20 protein-coding genes are annotated in these 26,745 nt (G+C 61.2%); 10 read left to right on the top strand and 10 right to left on the bottom strand.

What is annotated here, in order from left to right:
- Positions 1-141: 141 nt before the first annotated feature.
- Complete coding sequence (gene ligD / locus CSQ91_RS10690) at positions 142-2,640, top strand: DNA ligase D (RefSeq protein ID WP_099388227.1); 2,499 nt, start codon at positions 142-144, stop codon at positions 2,638-2,640.
- Here ligD and CSQ91_RS10685 read toward each other — a convergent pair.
- The 3 genes from CSQ91_RS10685 to CSQ91_RS10675 all read right to left on the bottom strand — a co-directional run bounded on the left by CSQ91_RS10685 (position 2,624) and on the right by CSQ91_RS10675 (position 6,916).
- On the bottom strand, positions 2,624-4,945 hold the full coding sequence (locus CSQ91_RS10685; protein ID WP_180278396.1) for a PAS domain S-box protein: 2,322 nt from the start codon (positions 4,943-4,945) through the stop codon (positions 2,624-2,626). The genes ligD and CSQ91_RS10685 overlap by 17 nt on opposite strands.
- A gap of 105 nt (positions 4,946-5,050) precedes the next feature.
- On the bottom strand, positions 5,051-5,926 hold the full coding sequence (ku, locus tag CSQ91_RS10680; protein WP_099388226.1) for a non-homologous end joining protein Ku: 876 nt from the start codon (positions 5,924-5,926) through the stop codon (positions 5,051-5,053).
- Between the two features lie 3 nt (positions 5,927-5,929).
- The gene (locus CSQ91_RS10675; RefSeq protein ID WP_099388225.1) at positions 5,930-6,916 is read right to left on the bottom strand and encodes an SDR family oxidoreductase; all 987 of its coding nucleotides are present in this window, start codon (positions 6,914-6,916) and stop codon (positions 5,930-5,932) included.
- 127 nt (positions 6,917-7,043) lie between these two features.
- Between CSQ91_RS10675 and CSQ91_RS10670 the strand changes: the two genes are divergently transcribed.
- The 6 genes from CSQ91_RS10670 (at position 7,044) to CSQ91_RS28655 (ending at position 10,514) form a co-directional block, all read left to right on the top strand.
- The gene (locus CSQ91_RS10670; RefSeq protein WP_070280414.1) at positions 7,044-7,613 is read left to right on the top strand and encodes a TetR/AcrR family transcriptional regulator; all 570 of its coding nucleotides are present in this window, start codon (positions 7,044-7,046) and stop codon (positions 7,611-7,613) included.
- Positions 7,614-7,680: 67 nt separating this feature from the next.
- Positions 7,681-9,321: a SulP family inorganic anion transporter gene (locus CSQ91_RS10665; protein ID WP_034783139.1), complete on the top strand. Its 1,641-nt coding sequence runs from the start codon at positions 7,681-7,683 to the stop codon at positions 9,319-9,321.
- On the top strand, positions 9,318-9,707 hold the full coding sequence (locus tag CSQ91_RS10660) for an Imm1 family immunity protein (protein ID WP_099388224.1): 390 nt from the start codon (positions 9,318-9,320) through the stop codon (positions 9,705-9,707). The genes CSQ91_RS10665 and CSQ91_RS10660 overlap by 4 nt, the downstream gene beginning before the upstream one ends.
- Before the next feature lies 1 nt (position 9,708).
- Positions 9,709-9,981: a hypothetical protein gene (locus CSQ91_RS10655; RefSeq protein WP_099388223.1), complete on the top strand. Its 273-nt coding sequence runs from the start codon at positions 9,709-9,711 to the stop codon at positions 9,979-9,981.
- Positions 9,971-10,348, top strand: a complete 378-nt coding sequence (locus CSQ91_RS10650; protein ID WP_034783143.1) for a DUF2750 domain-containing protein — start codon at positions 9,971-9,973, stop codon at positions 10,346-10,348. The genes CSQ91_RS10655 and CSQ91_RS10650 overlap by 11 nt, the downstream gene beginning before the upstream one ends.
- Entirely contained in the window at positions 10,326-10,514 is a 189-nt protein-coding gene (locus tag CSQ91_RS28655) for a hypothetical protein (RefSeq protein WP_143450341.1), read from the top strand. The genes CSQ91_RS10650 and CSQ91_RS28655 overlap by 23 nt, the downstream gene beginning before the upstream one ends.
- A gap of 4 nt (positions 10,515-10,518) precedes the next feature.
- Here CSQ91_RS28655 and CSQ91_RS10645 read toward each other — a convergent pair whose 3' ends face one another.
- The 7 genes from CSQ91_RS10645 to tssF form a co-directional block, all read right to left on the bottom strand.
- Positions 10,519-10,995 carry a GNAT family N-acetyltransferase gene (locus tag CSQ91_RS10645; RefSeq protein ID WP_099388222.1) on the bottom strand — a complete coding sequence of 159 codons (477 nt, stop codon included), beginning with the start codon at positions 10,993-10,995 and terminating at the stop codon, positions 10,519-10,521.
- Positions 10,996-11,067: 72 nt separating this feature from the next.
- Positions 11,068-12,081 (bottom strand): T6SS immunity protein Tli4 family protein, encoded by a 1,014-nt coding sequence (locus CSQ91_RS29225; RefSeq protein ID WP_257217286.1) that lies wholly within the window; start codon positions 12,079-12,081, stop codon positions 11,068-11,070.
- A gap of 104 nt (positions 12,082-12,185) precedes the next feature.
- Positions 12,186-14,114 (bottom strand): lipase family alpha/beta hydrolase, encoded by a 1,929-nt coding sequence (locus CSQ91_RS10635; RefSeq protein WP_099388221.1) that lies wholly within the window; start codon positions 14,112-14,114, stop codon positions 12,186-12,188.
- On the bottom strand, positions 14,111-16,708 hold the full coding sequence (locus tag CSQ91_RS10630; RefSeq protein WP_099388220.1) for a type VI secretion system Vgr family protein: 2,598 nt from the start codon (positions 16,706-16,708) through the stop codon (positions 14,111-14,113). Before CSQ91_RS10630 ends, CSQ91_RS10635 begins: the two co-directional genes overlap by 4 nt.
- A 12-nt stretch (positions 16,709-16,720) precedes the next feature.
- On the bottom strand, positions 16,721-17,008 hold the full coding sequence (locus CSQ91_RS10625) for a PAAR domain-containing protein (RefSeq protein WP_373630448.1): 288 nt from the start codon (positions 17,006-17,008) through the stop codon (positions 16,721-16,723).
- Entirely contained in the window at positions 17,005-18,030 is a 1,026-nt protein-coding gene (tssG, locus tag CSQ91_RS10620; protein WP_099388219.1) for a type VI secretion system baseplate subunit TssG, read from the bottom strand. The genes CSQ91_RS10625 and tssG overlap by 4 nt, the downstream gene beginning before the upstream one ends.
- Complete coding sequence (gene tssF / locus CSQ91_RS10615; RefSeq protein ID WP_099388218.1) at positions 17,994-19,799, bottom strand: type VI secretion system baseplate subunit TssF; 1,806 nt, start codon at positions 19,797-19,799, stop codon at positions 17,994-17,996. The genes tssG and tssF overlap by 37 nt, the downstream gene beginning before the upstream one ends.
- A 174-nt stretch (positions 19,800-19,973) precedes the next feature.
- Between tssF and tssK the strand changes: the two genes are divergently transcribed.
- The 3 genes from tssK to CSQ91_RS10600 all read left to right on the top strand — a co-directional run bounded on the left by tssK (position 19,974) and on the right by CSQ91_RS10600 (position 26,725).
- Entirely contained in the window at positions 19,974-21,320 is a 1,347-nt protein-coding gene (gene tssK / locus CSQ91_RS10610) for a type VI secretion system baseplate subunit TssK (protein WP_099388217.1), read from the top strand.
- 162 nt (positions 21,321-21,482) lie between these two features.
- Positions 21,483-24,563: a sensor histidine kinase gene (locus CSQ91_RS10605; protein ID WP_099388216.1), complete on the top strand. Its 3,081-nt coding sequence runs from the start codon at positions 21,483-21,485 to the stop codon at positions 24,561-24,563.
- The gene (locus tag CSQ91_RS10600; RefSeq protein ID WP_099388215.1) at positions 24,560-26,725 is read left to right on the top strand and encodes a sensor histidine kinase; all 2,166 of its coding nucleotides are present in this window, start codon (positions 24,560-24,562) and stop codon (positions 26,723-26,725) included. The genes CSQ91_RS10605 and CSQ91_RS10600 overlap by 4 nt, the downstream gene beginning before the upstream one ends.
- Positions 26,726-26,745: the final 20 nt, after the last annotated feature.

The raw sequence follows: 26,745 nt of genomic DNA, 5'->3' as shown, positions 1-26,745 counted from the left end.
CGTACGGCAATAGCGTTGACAGCGATTCGGGCTAATTACAAACACTTACATTTGCCGGGGCAGGTACTCTGTTAGCTGGCGTACCGCGCCAGGGACGGCAGCGGCCTAGACTCGATGCCATCGTCACCGCATGGGTCCGCCATGAAAGCCGCCTTGAAAACCTATCAAGCCAAGCGCAATTTCGCCGCCACGCCCGAGCCTGCGGATGGCGGCGAGGAAGCGGGCGAGGCGCTCACCTTCGTCATCCAGAAGCACTGGGCCAGCCGTTTGCACTATGACTTTCGCCTGGAACTGGACGGCACGATGAAAAGCTGGGCCGTGCCGAAAGGGCCCAGCTACGACCCGCGCGACAAGCGCATGGCGGTGCAGGTGGAAGACCATCCCATTGCGTATGCCGGTTTTGAAGGCACGATCCCCGAAAAGCAGTATGGCGCGGGCAAGGTCATCATCTGGGACAAGGGGACGTGGCAGCCCCAGCCGGCCACTCCCGATGCGCGCAAGGCGCTGGCGGCCGGCGAACTGAAATTGACCCTGCATGGCCACAAGATGCATGGCAACTGGGTGCTGGTGCGCATGAAAGGCAAGGGCGATAAACGCAGCGCAAAGCAGCCTGCCTGGCTGCTGATCAAGGAAAAGGACGCATTTGCCCGGCCGGCACTGGAATTTTCTGTCGTGGACGAGTTTCCCGACAGCGTCAAGAACAAGGCCATGCCCAAGCGCAAGAAGAGCGCGGACGGCTCCGCAGCGCCGGATGCCGATTTGCCCGCCACCCTGTCGCCGCAGCTGGCTACCCTGGTCGATGCGCCGCCGCCAGACGCGCAGCAGTGGCTTTTCGAAGTGAAATTCGACGGTTACCGCATCCTCGCGCGTTGCGATGGCGAGCGGATCAATTTGATCACGCGCAATGGCAATGACTGGACGGAAAAACTGCCGAAGCTGCGGCAGGCGCTGGAACAGTTGAGTTTGCCGCCGGGCTGGTATGACGGTGAAATCGTCGTCAACGACGCCAGCGGCCACCCGGATTTTGGCGCCTTGCAGCGCGCGTTCGATGCGGAAACGACCAGCGAGATCGTGTATTACCTGTTCGACGTGGCGTTTTTCGATGGCCGCGATCTGCGCGGCCAGCCTGTCGAGGCGCGCAGGGCGTTGCTGGAACAGTTGCTGCAGAGCTTGCCAGCGTCGCCCCTGGTGCGCTTCAGCGCCGCGCTCGACGCGACGCCGCAGCAGATACTGGCCCACGCCTGCCGGCTGGGGCTGGAAGGCGTGATCGGCAAGCGGCGCGGTTCGCCCTACGTCACGCGGCGCTCGGGCGACTGGATCAAGCTCAAATGCGGGCTGCGCCAGGAATTCGTCATCGGCGGCTATACGGCGCCGCAGGGCGCGCGCGAAGGCATCGGTTCTCTGTTGCTGGGCGTGCATGATGACCAGGGCAGGCTGCTCTATGCGGGCAATGTGGGCAGCGGCTTCGACGATGCCAGCCTGCGCGAATTGCGGCGCCGGCTTGACGCCCTGGCAGCCGGGACGAGTCCGTTCGCGGGCAAGGCGGGCGGCGCGCGCCAGCCCATCTGGGTCAAGCCGCAACTGGTGGCCGAAGTGAGCTTTGCGCAATGGACCAGCGGTGGCGCCGTGCGCCATGCCGTGTTTCACGGCTTGCGCGAGGATAAACAGCCAGCCGCCATCGTGCGCGAGCGGGCGCAGCGAATCGACAGGGAGAAGAAGATGCAGAGCAAATCCACGCCGGACGGCGTCTTGCCGGCCAGTTTCAAGGTCAGCCATGCGGACAGGGTGATCGACCGGGACAGTGGCGCGACGAAGATCGACCTGGTGCGCTACTACGCGCTGGTGGGCAAGCTGATGCTCGTGCACTTGCGCGGGCGGCCCGTGTCGCTGGTGCGCGCGCCGGCCGGCGTGGGTGGCGAGCTGTTTTTCCAGAAGCATGCGGACACGTCCAGCATGCCCGGCGTCAAACAGCTCGATCCCGGCCTCGATCCGGAGCATGCCGCCATGCTGGAAGTGGCCAGCGCACAGGGCTTATTGTCTGCGGCGCAGTGGAACGTGGTGGAATTTCACACGCAAAACGCCCTGGCCAGCGCCTACGACACGCCGAACCGCCTGGTGTTCGACCTGGATCCGGGCAAGGGCGTGGCCTGGCCCGCCATCCGCGAGGCGGCCGTATTGCTGCGTGCCTTCCTGACGGAGCTGGGACTGCCCGCCTGGCTGAAAACCAGCGGCGGCAAGGGCTTGCATGTGGTCGTGCCGATCCGCCCGAAACACGATTGGGATACGGTCAAAGCGTTTTCGCAAGCCATCGTGGCGCATATGGCGCAGCTCATTCCGCAGCGCTTCGTCCTGAAAAGCGGCCCCGCCAACCGCGTCGGCAAGATTTTCATCGATTATTTGCGCAATGGCCGGGGCGCCACCACCGTATGCGCGTGGTCTGCCCGCACGCGGTCGGGGCTGGGCATTTCCGTGCCGCTGGCCTGGGATGAACTCGACAAACTGAAGGCGGGCGATCAGTGGAACGTGGGCAATGTCCACAGCCGTCTCGACGTGGGCAACGCGCCATGGGACGGCTACGCGCGTAGCGCGAAGGGCATCGATGCGGCGATGAAAAAGCTGGCCTTTACTCCTCCGGCTTGAATGGCAGGACGGCGCGCGCCAGCTGCAGCGCTTCCTCGATGGCCGCGTTGAGCAGGGTGATCTCGACGGGCTTGGTCAGGTAGCGAAAAAAGCCCGCGGCCAGGCCATGCCGGATATCGCCCTTCATGGCGTTGGCCGTCAAGGCGATGACGGGGATGTGCGCCGTGCGCGTATCGTTGCGCAGGATGCGCTGCGCCTGGTTGCCATTCATGCCGGGCAAGTTGATATCCATCAGGATCACGTCGGGGCGGCGTTCCAGCGCCAGCGCGATACCCTGGCGGGCGTCGGTGGCCGAGATCATGCGCAGATGGGGCAGGAAGCTGACGATATCTTCCACCAGCCGCAGGCTGGCCGGATTGTCTTCCACGTACAGCAGCAGGGCCTGGCCGCCGGCATCGTCCCGGACGTCGCAGGCGGGCTCGGGCAGGTATTCCGGCTGCCGGTTGGCGGGCGGGGCGGTCATGGTGTCGAGTTCGATCCAGAACACGCTGCCCACGCCGACGCAGCTGTGCACGCCCATGCTGCCGCCCATCAGCTCAACCAGGCGCTTGGTGACGACCAGGCCGATGCCGGTGCCTTCCTCGCTGCCTGCCTCCTGTCCCAGGCGGTTGAATGGCTGGAACAGTTCCGCCATCTGCGTCTCATCCAGTCCCTTGCCTGTGTCGCGGATGGCGATGCGCACGCGCTGCGCCCCGGGCTGCGACACTTCCAGCTCCACCTTGCCGGCCGGGCGGTTGTACTTGATGGCGTTTGACAGCAGGTTCAGCAGCACTTGCTTGAGGCGCGTATGGTCGGCCCTGAGCGTCAGCGCCTCGCAGGCTGGAAACACCAGGTGAATCTGGCGCTGCTGCGCCTGTTCTTCCACCATGACGCGCACTTCCTCGAGCAGCACGGGCAGCGCCACCGGCTCGATCGACAGGCTCAGGCTGCCTGATTCGATCTTCGCCAGGTCGAGGATTTCATTGATCAGGGTGAGCAGGTGGCGGCCCGAGGTGACGATGTTGTGCACGAAAGCGCGTTTTTGCAGCACGGTCGCGGGCAGGGCTTCATTGGCCAGCAGCTGGGCGAAGCCGAGGATGGCGTTCAGCGGCGTGCGCAATTCATGCGACATGCTGGTGAGAAAGCGGTCCTTCGCCTGGCTGGCCCGTTCCAGTTCGATTTTCTGTTCGTTCAGCGTGCGCTCGATGCGCTTGCGCTCCGTGATGTCGCGGATGGCTGACGAGACCAGCACGCCTTCCTCCGTTTCCAGCGGCGACAGGCTGATTTCGACGGGAAACTCGGTGCCATCGCGGCGCAAGCCATACAGTTCCAGGCCCGCGCCCATGGAGCGGGCGCGCGGCGCCGCGGAAAAGGACTGGCGGTGATGCGGATGATCAGTTGCATAGCGGGCCGGGATCAGCACTTCCACATTGCGCCCGAGCAACTCCGCGCGCGAGTAACCGAACAGGCGTTCCGTTTGCGAGTTGACGAGCACGATCTCGCCATCGCCGTTGACGATGACGATGGCGTCCGGCGCCGATTCGAGCAGGCCGCGGAACTTTTGCTCGGCCCGGCGGCGGTCGCTGACGTCGCGGATGGCGCTGATGACGAAGGTGCCGATTTCCGTCTGGATCGGCGACAGGCTGATTTCCACAGGGAATTCGACGTTGTCCTTGCGCAAGCCCAGCAATTCCAGGTCGGCGCCCATGGTGCGCGTACGGGGCTGGTCGAAATAGCGCGCGCGGTGCCCCACGTGCGCATGGCGCAGGCGTTGCGGCAGCAGACTATCGATTTGCCTGCCGCTCAATTCGCCTTCCGCATAGCCGAACAGGCGCTGTGCCTGCTGGTTGGCCAGCACGATGGCGCCCGTGGCATTGACCATGATGACGCTGTCCGGCGTGGACTCGAACAGCACGCGGTAGCGCACGTCGACGAACTGGGCGTCGCGCGCCGCCTTCAGCAAGGTCGTGTCCTTCATGGTGGAAATCAGGTAGCGGTGGCCATCCGGCGCGCGCTGTGCGGCCTGGCATGCCACGTCGACGTAGATGAGCTCGCCATCTTTGCGCCGCCGCAGCGATTCGCGGTCGTAGCTGCCGTGTAGGATCAGTTGCTCGGCGATCAGCGGGCCAGCTTCGGCCTGTCCCGGCAAGGAGATCAGTTCCCACAGCGTGCGGCCCAGCGCTTCGTCGCTGGCATAGCCGAAAATGCGCTGCGCCCCCGCCGTCCAGCGCACGACGACATGCTCTTCGTTCGTGATGACAACGCCGCCAGGGGCGTTGCTGAGGATAAGCTGATCGAACTCGGCATCCATTTTTTCCGCACGCATGACAGGGCTTGCCGGGTGGCAGGCCTGTGCATAACGTAGCGAGAAGCCGGATCAAAGTCAATGCATTTATATGATGGCAGAGTCTCGCTAAGCAGGTAGGGTGGTTCAGGCCGCCTTGCGCCTGGCGGGCGGCGGCTTGCGGGCGGCGGACGAGGCCGCGCGCTTGCGGGCCGGCGCGGCGGACGCTTTCTTGCCCAGGCTTTGCTGCAGCAGGGCGACCAGGTCGATCACGTTGCTGCCGTGCTCTTCTGCTGGCTCGGGCGCGGGCGGCGTGATGGTCTTGGTCTGCTTGGCCTTGACTTTCTTCTTGACCAGCGCCAACACGTCTTCGCGGTAGCTGTCGTGGTATTGCCCGGGTTCCCACGCTTCGCTCATGCCTTCCACCAGCGACAGGGCCATCTTGAGTTCCTTGTCGGAAATGCCGGCCGATTTCAGGGTGCTGCCGGGCAAGTCCAGGTCGTCTGTGGGGCGGATTTCATCGGCGTAGCGCAGGGTGTTGAGCACGATGGCGTCGCCCACGCACACGAGTGCGCACAAATGCTGCTTGGTGCGCATGACCACGCTGGCGATGCCCACTTTGTTCGCCTTGCGCAAGGTTTCGCGCAGCAGCGCATAGACTTTTTCGCCGCCCTTGGCGGGCAGCAAATAATACGGGTGCTCGTAAAAGGTCAGCGGCACTTCAAGCGCATCGACAAAGGTCAGTATGTCGATGGTTTGCGTAGCCTTCACATTGGCTTGCCTTAAATCTTCCTCGGACAGCACCACGTACTCATCCGTCTTGTATTCATAGCCCTTGATGATGTCGTCCCACTCGACTTCCTTGCCCGTCTTCTTGTTGTAGCGCTTGTAGCCGATGGGTGAAAAGTCGCGCCGGTCCAGCATGGACAAGTCCAGTTCATGGTCGAGGCTGGCTGAAATCAGCTCGACGGGGATGTGCACAAGGCCGAAGCTGATGGCGCCTTTCCACAGTGCGCGCGCCATCGCCTAGTTCCCCACGCTGCCGGTGATGGGCAGGACGATGCCGCTGATATAGCTGGAACAGGCGGGCGAGGCCAGGAAGACGTAGGCGGGCGACAGCTCTTCCGGCTGGGCCGGGCGGCGCATGTCCGTGTCCTGGCCGAATTTCTGGATGTCCTCGGGGCTTTTGTCCGCCGGGTTGAGGGGCGTCCAGACCGGCCCGGGCGCGATGGCGTTCACGCGTATGCCCTTGTCCAGCAAGTTGCCGGCCAGCGCCATGGTAAACGCATGGATGGCACCCTTGGTGGTGGAATAGTCGAGCAAGTGCTTCGAGCCTTGCAAACCCGTCACGGAGCCGGTGTTGATGATGGACGCGCCCCGCTGCAAGTGGGGCAGGACGGCCTTGGCCATATGAAAGTAGCCGTAGACATTGGTTTTCATGGTGAGGTCGAAGCGTTCTTCGCTCAGGTCCAGCAAGGATTCCGCATGTTCCTGGAAGGCTGCGTTGTTGACCAGCACGTCGATGTGCGTGAATTTGTCCAGCACCTGGCTGACGGCTTGCTGGCAAAAGCCCTGGTCGCGCACGTCGCCGGCAATCAGGAGGCAGCTCTGGCCTTCCGCTTCCACGTAGCGCTTGGTTTCGTGGGCGTCCGCGTGTTCGTTCAGGTAAATGATGGCGACATCCGCCCCTTCGCGCGCGTACAGCACGGCCACGGCGCGGCCGATGCCCGAATCGCCGCCCGTGATGATGGCCACCATGCCGGCCAGCTTGCCGCTGCCGCAGTAGTCGGGCGCCAGGAAGCGGGGTTTCAATGCCATCTGTGTTTCAAGGCCGGGCTTGTCCAGGTGCTGGGCGGGCAGGGGAGGCGTCGGCTGGTTGCGGTGGCCCGTCTGCACGGGCGGCTTGCTTGCCTTGCCTTGCTTGGTGGCATCGCGCTGCTTGTCTTCCTGATCCTGCTCCTGCTGTATGCTGCGCTGCAAGTTACCGGCGGACTGGTCCTTGTTCTCGTTCATGCTGGCCTCCCTGGAAACGAAGGTCCAGTATCGGCGCGGCAACCGCATCCAACGGTGCGCTTGCTAACAGAGTGGCGCAAACAGGCGTAAAGTTATATGATGATTGACATAAATGTGGGAGGGCAGCATGAAGGTAAGCAGGGAACAGGCAGCGCTGAACCGCGAGCGCATCGTGGAGGTGGCGGCCAAGTTGTTCCGCGAAAAGGGCTATGACGGCATCGGCGTGGCCGATTTGATGAAGAACGCGGGCCTGACGCATGGCGGTTTCTATGGCCATTTCGCGTCCAAGGAAGACTTGATGATCGAGGCGTGCCAGCATGCCCTGGAGAAATCGCTGGAAGGCTGGCAGGCAAAGGTCGCCAGCGACCCGCAGCGGGCGTTGCCGGCCATTATCGACAATTATTTGACCACCCGGCACCGCGACCAGCCCGGCGGCGGCTGCCCTGCGGCGGCCATGGGCGTCGACGTGGCGCGCATGTCGCCCGGCGCGCGTCCCGCGTTTACGGCGGCCACGCAGCAGCAGTTCGCCTTGCTGCAGGGTTTGCTGCCCGACGGCGCCCCGGAAGAGCGGCGCCAGCAGGCCATCGCCACGTTTGCCGCCATGGTGGGGGCCATGGTGCTGGCCCGTTCCGTCGATGACGAAGCCCTGTCGGCGGAAATCCTCGATGCCGTGAAGGCGCAATTGCTGCAAGAGTGAACGCGTTCCCCCTGTCAGCCGGCCTCGTCGCATGATAGGCTTCGGTTTTCAGATTTCGGGATCATCCATGCTGCTCTGGCTCAGGCAATACCGGCGTCCTCTGTTGGCCGGAGACATCACTGCCGGTATCGTTGTCGCCATGATGATGGTGCCGCAAGGCATGGCTTATGCGCTGGTGGCCGGCTTGCCGCCCGTGGTGGGCATCTATGCCAGCATCTTGCCGCCCGTGCTGTACGCCCTGTTCGGCAGCAGCATGACGCAATCGGTGGGCCCCATGGCCATCGTATCCCTGATGACGGCCGCCGCCCTGGCGCCGCTGGCCGACCCCGGCTCCTCCTTGTATATCGTCCTGGCCGCCCAGCTGGCCTTCATCAGCGGCCTCGTCCTGTTGCTGTGCGGCGTGCTGCGCCTGGGCTTCATGGCCAGTTTCCTGTCGCGCCCCGTGATCAGCGGTTTCAGCAATGGCGCCGCGATCCTGATCATCTGGGGCCAGATCACGCCCTTGCTGGGTGCCACCTGGCCCCACTGGCATACGCCCAGCCTCGTGCTTGGACTGTCCGGCCTGTTGTTCCTGTGGCTGGCCAAGCGTTATCTGTCGCGCCTGCTGCAGCGTTGCGGCCTGAACAAGGTGGCGGCCGACGTGGGCGCGCGCCTCGCGCCGATGGCGCTGGTGCTGGCCGGCATCGCGCTGGTCGCCTATGGCGGCCTGGAAGCGATGGGCGTGCAGACGACCGGTCACGTGCCCAGCGGCTTGCCGGGCCTGAACCTGGCTACCTCGAGCGCCCATTGGCGCACCCTGCTGTCGCCGGCGCTCCTGATCGCCTTCATCATCTTTTTGATGAGCATGTCCGCCGCCCAGACCCTGGCGCAAAAACGCGGTGAAAAGCTGCAGACCAACCGCGAACTGCTGGGGCTGGGCGCGGCCAACGTGGCCAGCGCGCTGTCGGGCGGCTTCCCCGTCACGGGCTCGATTTCCCGCTCGGCCGTCAATTTCCAGGCGGGCGCCAACACGCCCCTGGCCAGCATCATCACGGCCGGCCTGCTGGCGCTGGCGCTGGTGGCCCCCACGGGCTGGCTGGCCCTGCTGCCGCTGCCCGTTCTGGCAGCCACCATCATCTTTGCCGTCAGCAGCCTGCTGGATTGGGACACCTTGAAACTGTCGTGGCGCTACGACCGCAGCGATGCGCTGGCCCTGCTGGCGACGACGGCCGGCGTGCTGGTGCTGGGCGTGGAAGCGGGCGTGGTGATCGGCGTGCTGTTGTCGATGGGCACCCTGATCTGGCGCGCCAGCCGCCCGCACATCGCCGTGCTGGGCCGCATCCCGAATAGCGAACACTTCCGCAACGTGGAGCGCTATGAAGCGCAAACCTTGCCGGACGTCTTGCTGTTGCGCATCGATGCGGGCCTGTTCTTCGGCAACGTCGAAGCCGTGACGGAGCGCGTGGAAGACGAGTTGCGCGGCCACCCGACGGCGCGCCACCTGGTGCTGGTGCTGTCGGCAGTCAACCAGATCGACAGCACGGCCTTGCTGGGCTTGATCGAACTCAACAGCGCGCTGATCAAGCGCGGCATCAGCTTGAACCTGGCCGAAGTGAAAGGGCCCGTGATGGACCGCCTGCGCCAGAGCAGTCTATTGAAAGACCTGAGCGGCAAGCTGTACCTGAGCACGGCCCTGGCGACGGCCGATCTAAGTGGGGAAAAAGCATGACGATGGAACTGAATCTGCATGGCGAGCCGCGCGTGGTGGATAGCATCTTTGCGCTGGAGCAAGCGCTGCATGAGGCGCGCGCGCTGGCGCAGTGCGAGCTGTGGCTGACCTTGGCCACGGACGCCGAGCAGGGCCCGGCCCTGTGCATGTTGCGCAATGGCGGCAATGCCTGGCTGATGTATCTGTCGGGGCAGGACGACCTGAGTTTTCACTCGCTGGGCGACGAGGAGGCAGACGGTGCCTGCAGCTATCTGCTGTCGAATGGCCAGGTGGACGAGTATCCCGAGGCATGGTGCGTGGACGTGGAACAATGCCAGCGTGCCTTTGCCGAGTTTTTCAGGACGGGCGGCGCGCGGCCGGCCGCCCTCGCGTGGGAGGCGGATTGAGATGCCGCAAACCATCATCGCCGATATCGACCGGGACTTGCTGGCCGCGCTGGACGCCAGGGCAGGTTTGCTCACGTTGCGCGCCATCCTGCTGCGTTACAAGGCCAGCGGCGTGACGGCTGCGCAAGTGGCGGCCTTGCTGCAGGAATTGCGTTCAGCCACGCAGGAGGGGCCGCTGGAAGACGTGATACTGGACGCCCTCGACATGGTGACGGGCTGGTGCACGCCGCAGCTGCGGGTATGGGACGGGGCAGGAGACGAGCATGCATCCTGACAAGTTCAAGCAGGTGGCGGGGCTGCCGTCGGCCGAGCGCCATGCCTACTTTGTGCGCAAGGCAGCCGATACGCAAGAGGTGTGGGGCTTGTACCGCGATGGCTGGGCCACTGCGCAAGTCGACGGCAAGGTCGCCATCCCGTTCTGGCCGGAAGCCGCGTTTGCGCAGGCGTGCGCCAGCGGCGACTGGGAACATTTTCAGCCGCGCGCCATCGCGCTCGGCGATTTCCTGGCCAAGTGGCTGCCCGGTATGAACCAGAATGGCCAGCTGGCTTTCGTTTTCCCTGTGCCTCAAGGCAGCGCCAGCATCGCGGCGCCGGCTGATTTACTGAGGGATTTGCAACATGAATCAGAGCAATATGAATGAGGGCAAGGAACGCCTGGACGCCTGGTACGACGGCTCGGCCATCTGCCTGATCGCCGTCGGCGCACAAGGCGACCCGCTGGACCTGGGCGGCGACGAAGTACGCGCCCTGATCGCGAAGCTGCAGCACTGCCTGGCCGAGTCCGAAGCTGCTGCGACGGACGACTGACGGCTCAGGCGGCCGCCAATGCCTTTTCCATCGCCACGCTGGCCAGGCTGATGCCGCTCGGGTGCGCATACGCTTGCTCGCGCAAGGCTGTAAAGCCGGCAGCCGCGTAAAACGGCACGGCATTGAGCGATGCGGACAGGTGCAGACGCGCAATGCCGCGCCCGCGCGCCAGTTGCTCCAGCGCCGCCAGCAGGCGCTTGCCGATGCCGAGTCCCGCATGCGCGGGATCGACAAAAACGGCGTCCACTTCCTGCTTGTCCGCATCGAGCATGGCGTAACCGGCAATGATCTCGCCCTGCATCGCCACGATGCCGCCACCCGCGGCCAGCATGGCGGCATACGTGTCCGGCACGGGCGAGGCCGTCCACACAGCAATTTGCTCCGCTGCATAGTGCGTAGCGCAACTGACGCGCACGGCCACCGTGCGCAGGGCCCACAGGGCGTTGATGTCGTCGGGCAGGGCGGGGCGAAGATGAATCATCGTTGAGTCCTGAGAAAAGGCCATGCTAGCGCAATGGCTGGCTGGGGGCGCCAGCAGGGGCTTATCCGACCGTCACTGCGCCGGCTGGTCCGGATCGATATAGTACGAACCCGGCGGCGCACCCGGCACCTTCACCCGGAACTTCAGGCCGGACAGCAGCTTGTCCCACAAGGCGATTGCCTCCTCGTCGGTCAGCGACGATGCTTCGGCGGCGCCGACCATGTTGTGGGCGACCTTGGTGAACATCCTGACCTCCAGTACCGATGGATTCGCGATGTCCTTTGGTTTGCCTACCAATGCCCATTCAAAATCATGGACACCGTCGGTACGCCGTATCAGCGACTCTTCGCCTTTCCAGTGTTGAACGGTACGTTTGCCTTCGCGTAGCAAGGTGCGCTTGGGATAGTTATTGCGTTGAATTTCTTTTGCATCTTGTATGCGACTGAGTAGTGATAGTTTTCCACGCAACCTTGATTCAAATTCTGTCGAAGGGTAGTCGCCATATGCATCTTTATTTGAACTGATGGAGATAGTAACATCTTGCAAGCTGGGTAAATAAATGCCTACGTCGTCTATTTCTTGATATTTATACTGATTTTCACTCAGGAATCCATGCTCCACGCAAAGTCCTGGCGTGACCGGAATTTCTTCCGTATCACGTAAACGCAGACTTTTCGCTTGAAGGAGTTGTCTTTCCGCTGTTGCTCTTTCGGTGTCGCCATTGCCGACAGCATCACCTATTGCAAATATGAAATCCCCTTTATTTATTAAGGTTCGATAAATTATAAAATTATCTTCTTTGGCTGAGCTGCTACTGTAGTATCGAAGTTGCCAACTGTTTTCTATTGGGCCATTGCCATTGTAAATAATTTCAGGGGAAATATTAAGGGTTTTTATTTTTCTTAAATCAATTTCTGCTTGGTGTTTCAAATTATTCGGGCCTCCTTTAAATAAATCCACTGCCGAGTTCCCGGTTATTAATTCTGCTTCGTTGGGTAGATTTAATAGATATCTACCAAAGCATAGTTTTTTTGTGTTCTGGAACAGGGTTTCTATTTTCCTTTTTTGAATGGTGGTTTCGTTCATTTTTTTTGCCCTATGTATTTTTGGTGGATTATTCTCATTTGCTGCTGTTTGGATTGATATTATTGAAATTATGAATATAAGTGCTTTTTTATGATTTTTCATAATTATTCCCATTTTGCCGTTTTTGCAATTTGCACAATTGAATAAAGCATAGATGCTAGGACATGTGGATGAGTATAGCTATTTTGATGTTCATATCCAGTTCCAGCTTTCTCCCCGTGGAGAAATTTTTTTCCAGGTATGTGTTTCGCTGAGCGATCCGATGGGACGGTTTCATCGCCAGCAGAACTTGCTGGTTGTAATTTTAGCTTTAATACACGTGTTCCCGCCTGTATAGTGAGATTGCCTTTCGCATCATCACTCAGCAGCCTCCATTTATTTGGTGGGGGCGTCGCATTTTCTGGATGGTTTGTTTTTTTTATTTCTAATCCCTCAATAACTTTGAACGTAATTTCTCCATAGCTTAGGAATTCTTTTGATGCGCAATAACTTGCGTATGTGTTCGGATGAAATGTTTTATCTATTTCCCTTAATAATGCAGAGGCATCTTTCAATCGTTGCATGACATTGCTTATGCCTCCTCCTTTGTTAAGCGGAATATTTGCAGGGTTCACCCACGAAGGATTTATGAGTCTCCACCAAGCATTCACAGGTTGCAGGTAAATACTCTCCAGCGCACTTTCCTTGTCGCGTGGCCAACTCCAAAGTAAATTATCACTTGCGTCAACAACTTTGAGCCATTCTTGACCATATGCCGTACCGGGCATCATCTCTAGAGGTGCTTGCGTATTTGCGAGAATCGCGGTGGCGTGTTCGCCGTCGATGCCAAGAACTTGGGCTGCGAGTGTATTTAATGGGCCGCTCTTTTCCTGAAAACCGAAACGCATGCGTTTGTATGCACTGGCGGCTCCTAATGTAGGCATCACGTTATGATATATTCCAAGTATTTTTACAATTTTATCATTAAGCATGTTTCCATATTTTGGATGCATTAAAGCCCTGGCGAGCAAACCTCCCATACTGTGCGTGATGAGAATGACTTCACTGCATTTAAAGCCACATTTCTGATAACCTATTACTATGCCGCGTATGCGTTCGGCAATAACGGCGGCAGAAATGGCATTGCTCTGTAGGAAATTGTATCCCAACGCATGAACCGGATACCAGCATGGAGAAATCTTTAACATGTCAGAATTGTTAATTGCTGTTCCGGAGGAGGCGCCAAATTCTTTTGGATCTTTTATTAGAAGCTTGGCAATAGGTGGGTGGGATTGTTGGCCATATGAATATCTGCCCGTTGTTTGATCGGAAGGATCAATTTTCCAATGAGGTAAAACTTGTCCATTTTTTATTATATTATTCATGAAAAATTCTGTCTTTTGAAGCATTTCTCCATATGCGCCGGCGAAAAGAACTTCGCTCCATCCTCGCCATCGTGCAATATGTGCTGGCGTTTCACGTATCTCACGGGGAATAAATCTTCCTGTTACTCCAGGTTTCTGAATAGAATCTACTTGTGCATTTCTTTTTGGGCTAACAGAAATCAATGGTGGAACTCCAGGAAAATCGTCAGGAACATTGTTGTGGCGTACGTCGGATCCTTTGGTGACATCTCCACCTGGAAAGAAGCGTTCATTTTCAATTGAATATTGATAGTACTCAACTTCAGTTTCGTTCGGGTCAAAAGCCAATTGTCGATCTCTTGGGGATGCACTCCTGAACCAACCGCCTAGACCGCTACCAGTTGCAACCGCCAAATTTCCGGATTTGTCTACCATGTCATCAGGCCTCCATGATCTGTTATCTGGTCGCTTCAGATCATCTTGACGTTTTTTTGTTATTCTTAAGTTGCTACCCATAACACCCGGTAGAAATATGATAGGAATTATTTTCTTAGGTGGAATAATTACGTCATGACGAATCGTATCTTTTATTTCAGTCATATTAACTGTGTATTCAGCCCATCCGCCAACACTCTGCCTAAACTCGCCTTGGTGATTGCCGTGTTCATTCAGATCCATATCGTCACTCATGGAAGTTCTCCCTTGTAGCGTATTGTGTAGCTATCCATGCCGTCCCCTTTCTGTACAGGGGTGTGTCCATCACTGTTACTCTTTTCGCTGATTCTGTGACCATCTTCGCGTATTAACTCAAAGGCTATATCGGGGGCGGGCGTGCCGTCGACTTGCAGCAGTCGGACAGCCTGGTCAAAACGGGTTATTGGCCTCTCATTAAATTCCTGCGACACACTCTTCGGCGCCAATGTTTCCAGGTTGCCGTTAAAGAGCACGGGAGAAGAGGTGAAGAACTGCACCTTGTCGCTGATTTCCAGCATGTGGTTGGCGCCGTGCAGGCGTACGCCTTTTTTGCCCTTGATGTTGACCCAGTCCGCTTCGCTGATCAGAGACAAGACTTTCTGGGCGAGGATTTCCACCTCGTCGCTGTGGGCCTGGATGGACACTTTGCCGCTGGCGGCGATCAGTTTCATGCCGGCCTTGTGCACGAACAGGCTGAAGGTCCTGGCAATGCTGGCAAACATGCTGTCGCCGCTGGCGAGTGAAATATGCTTGCTGCTGGTGAGCGCCACATGCTCGCTGGCGGCGAGGTGGATGGACTGGGCCGTGCTCAACTCGATGCCGGCCGGGCTGGCCAGCAGCAAATGCGGTTCGGACAGTTCCGGGAAATCGCCGCCGGCGCCCTTGATTGCGGCGTTTTGCCGCTGGATGGACTCGGCGACGGCGCCTTGTTGTGCTGCGCTGTCTTGCGCGCCCGCGTCGACCGCCATGCCGGCCAAGCCTTGCTGCAGTTGACGTGCTTGCGCCAGACGGGCCTGTGTTTCGTCGAGTTGCTTGACGGAGCCGCCGCCTGCCGGTGTTTCGGTGGTGATCAGCATGCCTTTGGCCGCGCGCAGGGCGCCCCAGGCGCTGCTGGCCAGTTCAAAGCCCACGCCGCGCGCTTCCTTGCGGCCGGCATTGTCGTCGATGCGGGTGATGTTGCCCAGTGAAAGCCGGCTGTCCTGGTGTTCGCTGCGCAGCTGCGCCTGGATCGCACCCTTGGTATCGTCGAGCACGAGATGGTTGGCGCTGCGGGCGCCCAGTTCACGGCTGCGCAAGCCGGACAGGGCACGCTGCTGCGGCAGTTGCCATGGAGGCGGATTGGCGCTGTTGTAGACCACGCCGATGACGATAGGGTGGTCGATATTGCCGTCTTGAAATTGCACAACGACTTCCTGGCCCACGCGCGGCAAGGCGATGTGTCCCATTTGCGCACCCGCCATCGGCATCATCACGCGTATCCATGGCGAGCTGCGCTCATCGAATTCACCCAGACGATCCCAGTGAAACTGCAGGCGGATGCGTCCCAGTGCATCGGTATGGATTTCCTCTCCGGCCGGTCCGACCACCAGCGCCGTCTGCACACCGGCAACCACGCACGGTGTGCTGTTGTAGCCACGACCCGGCCGCCAGCGGATGTCCCGACGCACGCACACCAACTTGTTGACATAGTGGGAAGGTGTGCCAGGGCCAAGCTGATAATTATTGCTGGCGCTATGCACGACTGACAGGATCAGGTACTCGCGTTCGGCGATATTGTCCGGGCGCTCCTGGCCAGGCTGGCAGCGTTTTTCCTCGGCGCTGAAATGTCCATCGAGCCGGAAGCAAAGGCCAGGCTGTGCGCCACGGTGATTGCCGGCCGCCTCGAAATACTGGCGCAAATGGTCGCTTTCTTCCATGCGGCGTTGCGCCAGGGATTCTCCCTCGTCGATATTCTTATAGCCATATGCGCCCGTGTTTTCATATAGCTCGTGGGCAAATACATCACCCTGGCGATTCAGGGAGTAGCCGCTGGCAAGGCGCGGCTGGGGATTTTTATAGTCGAAACTGGCCAAGGTCAGCTGCCCGGAGCCGATGCGGCGCACGGCTTGCCACTGTTGCAGGCCATCGTCTTCCATGGCACCCGATTCGGCGTGAAAGCGCATGGCACCGTCTCCGGACGCCGTTGCGACCATGTCCGCCAGGGTGCTGTTGTCCGCGAGCCACAGCGTATGGCCATCGGCGCGGTGTTCGTACCAGTAATGCCAGCCCAGCGCCTCCCAGCGCCGGTGCAGGTGGTTATAGTCGGTCTCATTGTGCTGGTTGGCGCAGGTGATCTGCGGATCGTCCCCATGGATGCTGGTTTTCCAGTCGCGCTGCTCGTAGTGTGCGAACGTTGTTTCGGTCAGCTGCATCACGCTTTGGCCATGAAAGGACACATTGTCCTGGCGCAGCCGGGCGAAGGCCAGCCATGGTTGCAGCACCATGCGGTACCACGCAAAGCCGCCATCGGCGCGCAGCAGGCAAAACTCGCCCACATAGCCATTGAAGTGGCGCAGCGTGCCATCGTCGCGCACCATGGAAATGCTCACCATGCGGCCCATCATGGCCTTGAGCGCAATATGCGCGTCATCGGAAAGCAGTTCGGCCTCGAAACGGAAGTCGCGCGACACCTCCTCCCTGGCCGTCAGCGAATTGACCAGCAGGATGGCGCCGGCTGGCCCATCTTCATGGGGGAAATCGATCTTCAGCAGGCGCCGTTCTTGCGCGGCGAGGTCGAAGGCCGACAGTGCCGCCTGGATGCTTGCATGCATGGCCTGCCTCCGTTACAGGGATGTGATCAGGTGGGCGCCGCAGGCGGTGGCATCGCCGTCATAGGCGTACGGCTTGCCCATGTGTTTTGCGCCGGCGCCATCCGGCGTGATCGGAAAACTGCCCTTGCACTTGGGGCAGAACGTTGTGTCGTCGGCCAGCGCCGCAGTCTTCCCCATCACGGTGCTGCCGGACGATGCGCTGGTGACCTTGCCGCCGTGATCGGTGGCGTCTCCGAGCCGGATGACGCCGCGTCCCGCATGTTTCATGCTTGCCTCGCTTTCCAAGAGTGAAGTACTCAAGCCAGTTGCAGCAAATAACGCACTTCGGCGCCGCGTACCTTGCCTTGTGCTGTCTGCAAGAACGTCGTCCAGCCCAAGCGCCGCCTTTCTGAAGGGTTGGAGCTCAGGAGCAGGGGAGTAATGCATGGCGGGCTCAATATCAGCCGCACTTCATATTGCAAGTCTGGTACGCCGAACAGCGCCAGCATCTTTGCCAAAGCCGCCGCGCCTGTGCTGCGCGGCAGGAAGCGTTGCAGGCCAGCAGCATCCAGCGGACCGATATGCAGGCACACGCGCATATCCTGGCGCCACAGCCGTAGGCCAAGCGTTGCGCCGCGCGCCAGGGTAAAGTTGACACTGCCCAGCAGGCTGCGCCTATCTTTTTCAAGATAGTCCCAGCCGCCGACAAATTGTTGCAGGGTGACGGGTACGGCGCAGTACTCGGCCAGCACGGGGCCGATTGCTTGCGCGGAGACGGGGCGGCAGCGCAGCAGACCCGCGTACCAGGCCGCGACATCCTGCGTCACAGCATCAGTTTCTCCGTTCGACGGCAGTGCAGTGCGCTGCACGCCGGCCAGTGCCATCAGCAAAGGTAGTTGCGCATCCGTTGCCTGGGTCTGGAGCGTGGATTCCAGTCGATACTTTTCCCACGCCTGGTAATACAGCGTGAGCATGCGGTGCGAAAAGATATCGAGGAAGGCCGGAACGCCGGCGTCTTTGCTCGACAAGCGGTGGCCGGCGATACGCTCCGAATGGTGCAAAGGCAAGGTACCGCCGATGCCCAGAAAGCGCATGAACGTCGGTATCAAGGTCAGCTGTTCATTGTCGTCGAGTGAAAGCTGTTCGATTTCACTGGCGGGAAAACTCAATGACAAGCTGTTCTTGAAACGCAACACCTGGCCAAAGGCTTGCGCATGGGACACGTTCTGCTGACGTAGCCAGCACAGCAGAATACGCACCGCCTGCACGAACTCATAGCGGTAGGGCTCGGCAAGCAAGTGTTGGATTACACCAGATTCTGCAGCCCGCTTCTTGGTTTGCATCGGATCAGTTCCTCTCCGCTTTGCAGTGACAGCACCACCAGTTCGATGAAACTGTTGATTTGCACATATAGCCCAAGGAAGTGATCGATCACCTGCACAAACAGGTGCATGCTGCTGCCGACGAACGCCCCCTCGTCAAGCGTGATGCGCACCTCCACGCCATGCGCCAGCGAGGTGCCGCGCTTGTGCCGCAGCCAGGTCGTGGTCGGCGAGTGCGTCAGTGCGACGATGCCGTCGATCTGGCGTTGCGAGCTTGCCGATTGGGACAGGTCATACAGTGTCAGCATTTCGCGCAGCGCCGGCAAGCCCTCCTGGACCAGCGCGTGATGATTCAGCGTCAGGTGCGAAATCAGGCGCCAGTGCAGGCCCGCGCCCTGTGAAAAGCGTCGCGGCTGGCTGGGGCGTCGCAGCATGTGCAATGCGGGTCCGCCGCCGCACGGTTGCAAGTCTCCTTGCGGCTGGCCGTATTTGAGCGACAGCGGAAGATCGCGGTTACTGCATGTCAGCGACAGCGACAAGCTGGCCTTTTCATGGATCAAGGGATTGAAGTCGCCATCGACCAGCGTGATTTTCTTTTCATGGCCAGGACTTTTGATGGCCAAAGCCATGTCGTGGCGAACGATCCAGTAATGGCCTTGTTGCGCCGCGCTTTCGCCATGGCGCAGGCTGTACAGCGGGCGAAATTCGGTCAGCGTGCTTTCCCCTCCCCGCTGGCGCAACAAACGCACCGTATCGACAGTGACGACTTCGTAACCATGGGCATGGGTAGCATGGGCCAGCACGGCGTAGTCGGCTTTCTGCCGGGTGATGGCGATCGGCACGCCTTCCTGGCGGAAAAGATTGACCGCCGGACTGCAGCCCAGTCTTAAGTTTTCGCTGGAAATGCTGGACAACATGCGTGCCGCAGCGCAATCGGGTCGCAAACCTGCCATGCACAGATGCAGGGTAAAGCGCTGGCACCCAGGCGGCAGGGCCGTACTCAGCGTCGCGATATCGATGTCGAAGAAATTGAATTTTTCCGGATACGCAAAATACTCGCTCAGGATGCGGTAGGCCGGCTGGGAACGGGCACCGAAAGGTATCAAGGCATCCGCGTCGGCGAAGCCGACGGGCGTCAAGGGCACGGCGGGTAAAGCAAACCATTGCACTGCGTCGATGGACACAAAAGCGCAGACTGCATGCATGAACAAGGCATCGCGCAATGCGGCGGAAAAAGAAGCTTCGCCATCGATGAAAACGCGCAGTGATGCAGGCGCTGCGTCGAGATGCCGGATGCAAATGTTCAGCGAGGAACTGGCTTGTGCCGGCAGGCGTATGCCTGGCGGCACCTTGATCATCGTATCGAAAAACGTGCTTTCCAGTACCGATGCTCCTGTCGTCATGCCGTAGGCAGTCTTGAAGCGGCAGCGCACGCCGCGCACAGGCGTTGCGTCCATTTCACTGCCCGCCGGCAAGTGCAATACGCCCGCTCCAGCGGCCGGGGCGGACTGGTGAACGATGGTGCACGATGGAAAGGGGCGCAGATAATGGGGGAACAGGGCTTCGAACAAGGCTTCGGTAAATTGCGGATAGTCGTCATCGAGCCGTTTCGAGATGCGTGCCGCCAGCATGGCCACCGATTCGATCAAGTGTTCGACGTGGGGATCTTCGCAAGACTCGCCGGACATGTGCAGTTTGCCGGCGATTCGCGGATAGCGTTCGGAGAACTCACGGCAATGTCGCCGCAGCATCACCAGCTCGCGTTCGAAATACGGCAGCAAGTCCTCCATCTCTGTTTCCTGTGTCTTTGCGGCGGAATGGCCAGTATCCGAGCGTTTGCTCAAAGGTAAATTGCGTTTGCGCAAATAATTGAATAGGGTTACTGCGCAACATCAAAGACGTCAACGCTGGCAACATCAGACTGGCAAGGCAGCATGATTCCAACGGTCAACATGGAGAACGCAATGACATTGCCATCCAAATTACTTTGGTCCGAAGGACTGGCCATCGGACCCCAGCAGTTCCAGCAACTGGACCGCTACCATGAGGCGCGCCTACAACGTCTGGCCTCACTCATTAATCCACATTTATGGGGCGTGCACAGCGTCAGCTGGAATGCGGATGCACTGGCCAACAACAGCCTGCGGGCGGACGCCATGTCGCTCGTCTTTCAGGATGGAGAGCTCTTTGACGCGCCGCTTGGCGATGTATTGCCCAGTGCGGTTGACCTGTCCAAGCTACCTTCCAGCGAACATAGTTTTACGTTTTATGCCGCGCTGCCCGCGCTGCGGGCACATGGCGGCAATTCGAGTTCTGCCGGCGCGCGCTATGTTCAGGTGGATATCGAAACCCCGGATCTGTATAGCGAAGCAGTCAGCATTGACGTGGCTTACCTGAAGAAACGCGTGTATCTTCTGTCGCAACTGGAGCCCCTGAACGATTACCTTGCCATTCCGCTGATCCGTTTGTACCGCGCTGGCAATGGCGGCTTTGAAGTCGATACGTCCTTCATTCCACCTGGCCTGACCATCAGCGCCGAGTCTTCTCTGCAAAAAATGCTCGAGTCGCTGATCGACCGCATGGGTGCGAAAGTTGAGGCGCTGTACAGCCGCCACCGTCAGCCCGGTAAAAATACGGTTGAATTTCATGGGGGGGATGTTTCCTCATTCTGGATGCTCAATACATTGAGTACGGCCAGCGCCACGCTCAGCCATTGCGCCAGTTATCGGCGCCACCATCCCGTATATTTGTTTGAAAAATTGATGGCATTGGCCGGTGGCTTGATGACGTTTTCGAAAAAATACACACTGAGCGACTTGCCGGCGTATTGTCACGATGACGCGGCTCCCGGTTTCGGCAAGCTCGATGGCATCATTCGCGATCTGATCGATACTGTGCTGCTGTCGCGCTACTTCCCGATTGCACTGTCCAACGACATGCAACAAAACACCCACTATCACGGCTTGCTCGATGCCAAGCGGATTGACCGGCAGACTGAACTCTGTCTTGCGGTAAACGCCGATATGCCGGCGCTGGAACTGGTCGCCACGGTGCCATTACAGTTCAAAATTTCCTCTCCGGACACTATCGAACTATTACTGGGGCGGGCGCTTCCGGGTGCCGAGTTGCGCCATATGGCCCAGGTCCCTGCCGAAGTGCCAGTGCGGCCCAATACGTATTACTTTTCGATCGATAACAAGGGCAGTATTTATGACAGCATGATCAAGGCCCAGGCGATTGCGATTTATGTGCCGTCTGGCATAAAAGGGTTGAAGCTGGAATTGTTCGGTATCAGCGGCACCGCCGCGTAACGATGGTGGGCGTGGCGAGCGGATGTCTTGTCAAAAGATTGCCCTAAGGAATAGACTTGCCCCTGCAGTTGACGTTATCATGTTTTTGTAAGTGTCGGTGGCTGAGCAGTCAGCGCATAGTTGAAACATGGTGACAGGCGGGAGTGAGCATGGGCATGGCGAATGATGCGTGATGTGCCGGGCGGCTGGCGGCCTGGCGGCGGGATGGGCAGGGCAGCGGTGCGTCGCTGTGGCCGCGCATTGCTGCTGGCGTTCTGTGTCGCCGCAGCCCCGGCCGCCGTGCCGGCTGCGACGCCGGCCGCTGCGCCGCCGCACCAGGGCCAGCGCGTGCTGTTTCTCAACGCCTACGATTACGGCCGCGCCGGCGTGGAGTCGTACACGCGGACCTATGTGGCCGCCATGGCCGCCGCGGGCCTGGCCAGCGAAGACATCATGGTCGAGCACCTGAACCTGAATACCCAGGGCGACCCGGCGCTGCGCAACGAGATGCGTGATTTGTTGCTTTTAAGATACACCCAGATGATGGGCCGCAAGGCCGACCTGATCATCGCCATGCAGCAGCCGGCGCTCGATTTTTTATTGTCCGACCTGGCGCCGCTGGCGCGCGGCGTGCCCGTGCTGGCGATTAACACCTCGGGCAAGGCTTTGCCGGCCGGCAGCCCGGCATCCATCTGGCAGCAAAAGGCGAATGTCGATTTCCCCGGTACCCTGGCGCAAGCCATGGCGCTGTTCCCGGAGACCAAAACCATCGCCATGGCCGTCGGCGCCAGCGAGGCCGACCAGGCATTGAAGCGCAACATGCAGCAGGCGGCGCAGGCATGGCAGGGCAAGGTGGCCATGCGCTACCTCGATGACCTGACCCTGGAGCAGATGCGCGCGGCCGTGGCGCACCTGCCCGCCGATACCTTGCTGGTGGCGGGCAACGTCAACCGCGATGTGGACGGCGCCATCGCCACGCCCGTGCAGTTTGCAGGGGAACTGGCGCGGCTGGCGAACGTGCCCGCGTTCGGCATGTACAACACGAACGTGGGCAAGGGGATCCTCGGCGGCTCCATCCTGCACATCGAAGGGGCCGCGCAGCAGGTGGCGCAGATGTCGCTGGCCGTGTTGGCCGGCAAGGCGCCTGCCGCGCCGGGCGCCTTGCTGCCGCCGGTCCGCCCGGTGCCCATGTATGACTGGGAACAGCTGCAGCGCTGGGATGCGGACTTCAGCCGGCTGCCGCCGCACACCCTGTTCTTCAACCGCCCGCCGCAACTGTGGCACGAACACCGCGTCGCCGTGCTGTCGGCCGGCGCCGTGTTTCTTGCCATGGCGTGCATGCTGAGCGCCTTGCTGCTGCAGCGCCGCCGCCTGCGCCGCGCCGAGAGCGATGCGCGCGAAAGTGAGCAGCGCTTCCGCATCCTCGTCGAGCATGCGCCCGAAGCCATCGTCGTGTATGACCTGGACCTGGACCGCTTCATCGACGCCAACAGCAGCGCGCAGCGCATGCTGGGGATGTCGCGCGAAGCGCTGCTGGCGCGTGGGCCGTTCGACCTGTATACCGGCGAGCAGCCCGATGGCCTGCCGCTGGGACTGATGATGGAAGAGCATCTGCGCCGCGCCATGCTCGGTGAACCCATCCTGGTTGAACGCAATGTGCGGCGCGCCGACGGCAGCATCTTTCCCTGCGAAGTGCGGCTGGTGCGCTTGCCGATGGAAGGGCGGCGCCTGGTGCGCAGCGGCATCGTCGACATTTCCGAGCGCAAGCAAAGCGAGCAGGAGCTGCTCGGCTACCGCGACCATCTGGAAGAATTGGTGCAGCAGCGCACGGCGGCCCTGTCGGTGGCCGTCACCGAGGCCGAATCGGCGAACCGCGCGAAAAGCGTCTTCCTGGCCAACATGAGCCACGAATTGCGCACGCCCTTGAATTCCGTGATCGGCTTTTCGCAGATGATGGCCGATTCGAGCAGCATGTTCGAGGAAGAAAAGCATAACCTGGCCATCATCAACCGCGCCGGCCATCATTTGCTGACCTTGATCAACGATATCCTGGAATTGTCGAAGATCGAGGCGGGCCGCATGCAGCTGCAAGCGGGGCCCGTGGACTTGAATGGCTTGCTCGACGAGGTGCTCGAGATGGTGCGCATGCGCTCCGGCGACCAGGGCATCGCGCTGCGGCTCGAACGTGCCGGCGTGCCGCCGCTGGTGCGTCTCGATGGCGCCAAACTGCGCCAGGTGCTGTTGAATTTGCTGTCGAACGCGCTCAAGTTCATCGAGCAGGGCAGCGTGACCCTGTCGCTGGCCTGCCAGGCGGACGGCGATGGACAGGTGGCGCTGGCGTTTGCCGTGCGCGATACGGGCAGCGGCATCGCGGAAGAGGATCTGGAGCGCATCTTTGAACCGTTCGTGCAGGCCGACAGCGCCGTGGCGCAGGCTGGCACGGGACTGGGGCTGACCATTTCGCGCGAATTCGTGCGTCTGATGGGCGGCGAGCTGCGCGTCGAATCGACCCTGGGGGCCGGGTCCCGCTTCAGTTTCGAGCTGCGCGCGCCGGTGCTGCAGCAGCCGGCCATCGCGTCGCTGGCGCCGGGCCGCGTGGCGCGCCTGCCGCCAGCCCAACGCGGGCGCATGGTGCTGCTGGTCGACGATGACGATAACTGCCGCAAGCTGCTGGCCGGCTTGCTGGCGCCGCTGGGCTTCCAGCTGCAGGAGGCGGCGGGCGGCGTGCAGGCGCAAGCCATGCTGGCGGCGCAGCGCTACGACATCGTGCTCAGCGACTGGCGCATGCCGGACATGGATGGCCTGGCGCTGACGCGCTGGCTGCGCGCGCAGCCGGCGCTGGTGCAGCCGCGCCTGGTGATCATGACCGCCTCCGCCTTCGAGGAGGAAAAACAGGAAGCGCTGGCGGCCGGCGCCGACGGCTTCCTGCGCAAGCCAATCGAGCAGGAACACCTGTTCGCCATGCTGGAGCAGCAGCTGGGCGTGCGCTTCCAGCGTACTGCCGCCGCGCCGCCGCGCGTGCCGGTGGCTGTCTTTGACTTGCAGCAGGCGCTGGGCCAGCTGGGCGCTGCCGAGCGGCAGGCGCTGCTCGAATCCGTGCAGGCCCTCGATCTGCGCCGCAGCGCCATCGTGCTGGCCGGCGTGGCGACCAGCCTGCCGCAGCTGGCCGCGCATATCGCCGCCATGCTGGAACAGCATCAGTACCAGCCGCTGTGCGCCTTGCTGGCGCAGCTGGCGAGCGAGCCGCAGGGCGAGGACGCATGACTTTTCACTTGCCCAAAGACGCGCGCCTGGGCGGCGTCTCCATCGTGCTGGCCGTCAGCGTGGCGCTGACCTTTGTCGTCACCGCGCTGCTGCTGGTGTTTGCCGTGCTGTTTTACCAGTCCGAACGCGAGCAGCGCTGGCAGCAGCTGCATCGCAGCCTGGCCGTGAGCGCGGACCAGCTGGCCGTGGCCATCGAACTGCCATTGTGGAATCTCGATGAAAAGCAGATGCAGGCCATCATGCGCAGCATGCTGGGCAAGCGCGACCTGGTGGCCAGTTCCCTGACGCCGGGCATCGGCAAGGAAGCGCTGGTCTTGCGCCGCACTGCAAGCGGCGCCATCGACAGCTTTTCCTCGCTGTCCGCGGAACCCGACTGGCTGGTGCAGCGGCGTCCCGTGACGATGGGCGGACAGGTCATCGGCAGCGTGGCCGTGTATGCGACGCCGGCACTGCTGCACGCGCAGCTGCAGCAGCGCGCGCTGGGCATCGGCGCCATGATCGTGGCGCTCGACGTGATCCTGGTGGCCAGCGTCTGGCTGCTCATGTGGTGTCTGATGCTCAAACCCCTGAAGGCGATCGGCCAGTATGCGGCCGGCATCAAGGCGGGGCAGGGCGAAGCATTCGGCACGCCGCCGAAAGCCTGGTTCCTGGGCGAACTGCGCACGCTGTACCGCTCCATCCGCGACATGGTGGCACTGCTCGACAGCCGCTACCGGGCCCTGCAGCGCAGCGAGGAGCGCGTGCAGATGGCCACCGGCGCGGCCAGCATCGGCATCTGGGACTGGAACGTCGTCAACGATGCCTTGCAGTGGGATGAACAGATGTACGCGCAGTTCAAGGCCGATGCGGACAGCAGGATGGCACCCGCGGCGATCTGGCGCGCGGCGCTGATGCCCGACGACGTGCCGGCCGCCAAGGAAGCCCTGCGCGCCGCGCTGGGAGCCGGCCAGGCGTTCACGCACGAGTACCGCATCCTGTGGCCCGATGGCGCCATCCGCTACATCAAGGCCGATGCCGTGATCTTCCGCGACGGGCAGGGCCAGCCCATGCGCCTGGTGGGCTCGAACTACGACATCACGGCGCACCGCGAGGCCGAACTGGAACTGCTGCGCCACCGCCATCACCTGGAAGAACTGGTGGCCGAGCGCACGAGCGCCCTGTCGGTGGCCGTCAGCCAGGCGCAGGCGGCGAACCGCGCCAAGAGTACCTTCCTGGCGAACATGAGCCATGAACTGCGCACGCCCTTGAATTCCGTGATCGGCTTTTCGCGCCTGATGGCCGCCTCGCCCAACATGCAGGACGATGAAAAGCGCAACCTGGCCATCATCCACCGCTCCGGCAATCATCTGCTTACCCTGATCAATGAAATCCTCGAACTGTCGAAGGGCGAGGCGGGACGCCTGCACGCGCAGACGGCCGTGGCGGCGCTGGCGCCCCTGTTGCAGGAAGTGATGGACATGCTGGGCATGCGCGCCGAGCAGCAGGGCCTGGCCCTGCGCCTCGATTGCGCGGACCTGCCGGCGGCCGTGGTGCTCGACGCGACGCGCTTGCGCCAGGTGCTGCTGAACCTGATGTCGAACGCCGTCAAATTTGCCGGCGGCGGTGAAGTCACCTTGCGCGTGCGCGCTGAGCGGCGCGATGGCGATCAATGGATGCTGTCGTTTGCCGTCAGCGACACGGGCATCGGCATCGCCCCGGAGGACCAGCAGCGCATTTTTGAACCCTTCGTGCAGGCCGACAGCGCGGGACCGAAGGATGGCACGGGCCTGGGCCTGGCCATTTCGCGCGAATTCGTGCAATTGATGAAAGGCGAATTGACGGTGGAATCGATGCCGGGGCAGGGCGCCACCTTCCGTTTCAGCATACCCGCGCAGGCGGCGGAAGCGCCCGTGGCGGCGCCCGTGCCGCTGCCCGTGGCGCCGGCGCCCGAGGCGCCGCCGGCGCTGCGGGCGCGAGACTTGCAGTTGCTGCCAGGTGAAGAGCGCGCGGCCTTGCTGGTGGCGCTGCGCGAATTGAACCTGGCCAGGGTGGCGCTGCTGCTGGGTGACTTGCCGCCGGCGGCTGCGCCCGTGCTGGCGCCGCTGCAAGCCATGCTCGACCAGCATCAGTACCGCCAGCTGTGCGACTTGCTGGAGAGTGAGGGCGCGCCGGCGCACGCTTGAAAAGTGTGGGCTGACAACAT

This window comes from Janthinobacterium sp. BJB301 (assembly GCF_002735685.1).
GTDB lineage: Bacteria > Pseudomonadota > Gammaproteobacteria > Burkholderiales > Burkholderiaceae_D > Janthinobacterium > Janthinobacterium lividum.
The sequence above is the reverse complement of the archived record's forward strand: the minus strand, read 5'-3'. Positions and strand labels throughout refer to the sequence as shown.

Bases quoted from the DNA above. Each gene is read 5' to 3' on its own strand.
- ligD (WP_099388227.1), top strand. From the start codon at position 142: ATGAAAGCCGCCTTGAAAACCTATCAAGCCAAGCGCAATTTCGCCGCC.
- CSQ91_RS10685 (WP_180278396.1), bottom strand. From the start codon at position 4,945: ATGCGTGCGGAAAAAATGGATGCCGAGTTCGATCAGCTTATCCTCAGC.
- ku (WP_099388226.1), bottom strand. From the start codon at position 5,926: ATGGCGCGCGCACTGTGGAAAGGCGCCATCAGCTTCGGCCTTGTGCAC.
- CSQ91_RS10675 (WP_099388225.1), bottom strand. From the start codon at position 6,916: ATGAACGAGAACAAGGACCAGTCCGCCGGTAACTTGCAGCGCAGCATA.
- CSQ91_RS10670 (WP_070280414.1), top strand. From the start codon at position 7,044: ATGAAGGTAAGCAGGGAACAGGCAGCGCTGAACCGCGAGCGCATCGTG.
- CSQ91_RS10665 (WP_034783139.1), top strand. From the start codon at position 7,681: ATGCTGCTCTGGCTCAGGCAATACCGGCGTCCTCTGTTGGCCGGAGAC.
- CSQ91_RS10660 (WP_099388224.1), top strand. From the start codon at position 9,318: ATGACGATGGAACTGAATCTGCATGGCGAGCCGCGCGTGGTGGATAGC.
- CSQ91_RS10655 (WP_099388223.1), top strand. From the start codon at position 9,709: ATGCCGCAAACCATCATCGCCGATATCGACCGGGACTTGCTGGCCGCG.
- CSQ91_RS10650 (WP_034783143.1), top strand. From the start codon at position 9,971: ATGCATCCTGACAAGTTCAAGCAGGTGGCGGGGCTGCCGTCGGCCGAG.
- CSQ91_RS28655 (WP_143450341.1), top strand. From the start codon at position 10,326: ATGAATCAGAGCAATATGAATGAGGGCAAGGAACGCCTGGACGCCTGG.
- CSQ91_RS10645 (WP_099388222.1), bottom strand. From the start codon at position 10,995: ATGATTCATCTTCGCCCCGCCCTGCCCGACGACATCAACGCCCTGTGG.
- CSQ91_RS29225 (WP_257217286.1), bottom strand. From the start codon at position 12,081: ATGAACGAAACCACCATTCAAAAAAGGAAAATAGAAACCCTGTTCCAG.
- CSQ91_RS10635 (WP_099388221.1), bottom strand. From the start codon at position 14,114: ATGAGTGACGATATGGATCTGAATGAACACGGCAATCACCAAGGCGAG.
- CSQ91_RS10630 (WP_099388220.1), bottom strand. From the start codon at position 16,708: ATGCATGCAAGCATCCAGGCGGCACTGTCGGCCTTCGACCTCGCCGCG.
- tssG (WP_099388219.1), bottom strand. From the start codon at position 18,030: ATGCAAACCAAGAAGCGGGCTGCAGAATCTGGTGTAATCCAACACTTG.
- tssF (WP_099388218.1), bottom strand. From the start codon at position 19,799: ATGGAGGACTTGCTGCCGTATTTCGAACGCGAGCTGGTGATGCTGCGG.
- tssK (WP_099388217.1), top strand. From the start codon at position 19,974: ATGACATTGCCATCCAAATTACTTTGGTCCGAAGGACTGGCCATCGGA.
- CSQ91_RS10605 (WP_099388216.1), top strand. From the start codon at position 21,483: ATGATGCGTGATGTGCCGGGCGGCTGGCGGCCTGGCGGCGGGATGGGC.
- CSQ91_RS10600 (WP_099388215.1), top strand. From the start codon at position 24,560: ATGACTTTTCACTTGCCCAAAGACGCGCGCCTGGGCGGCGTCTCCATC.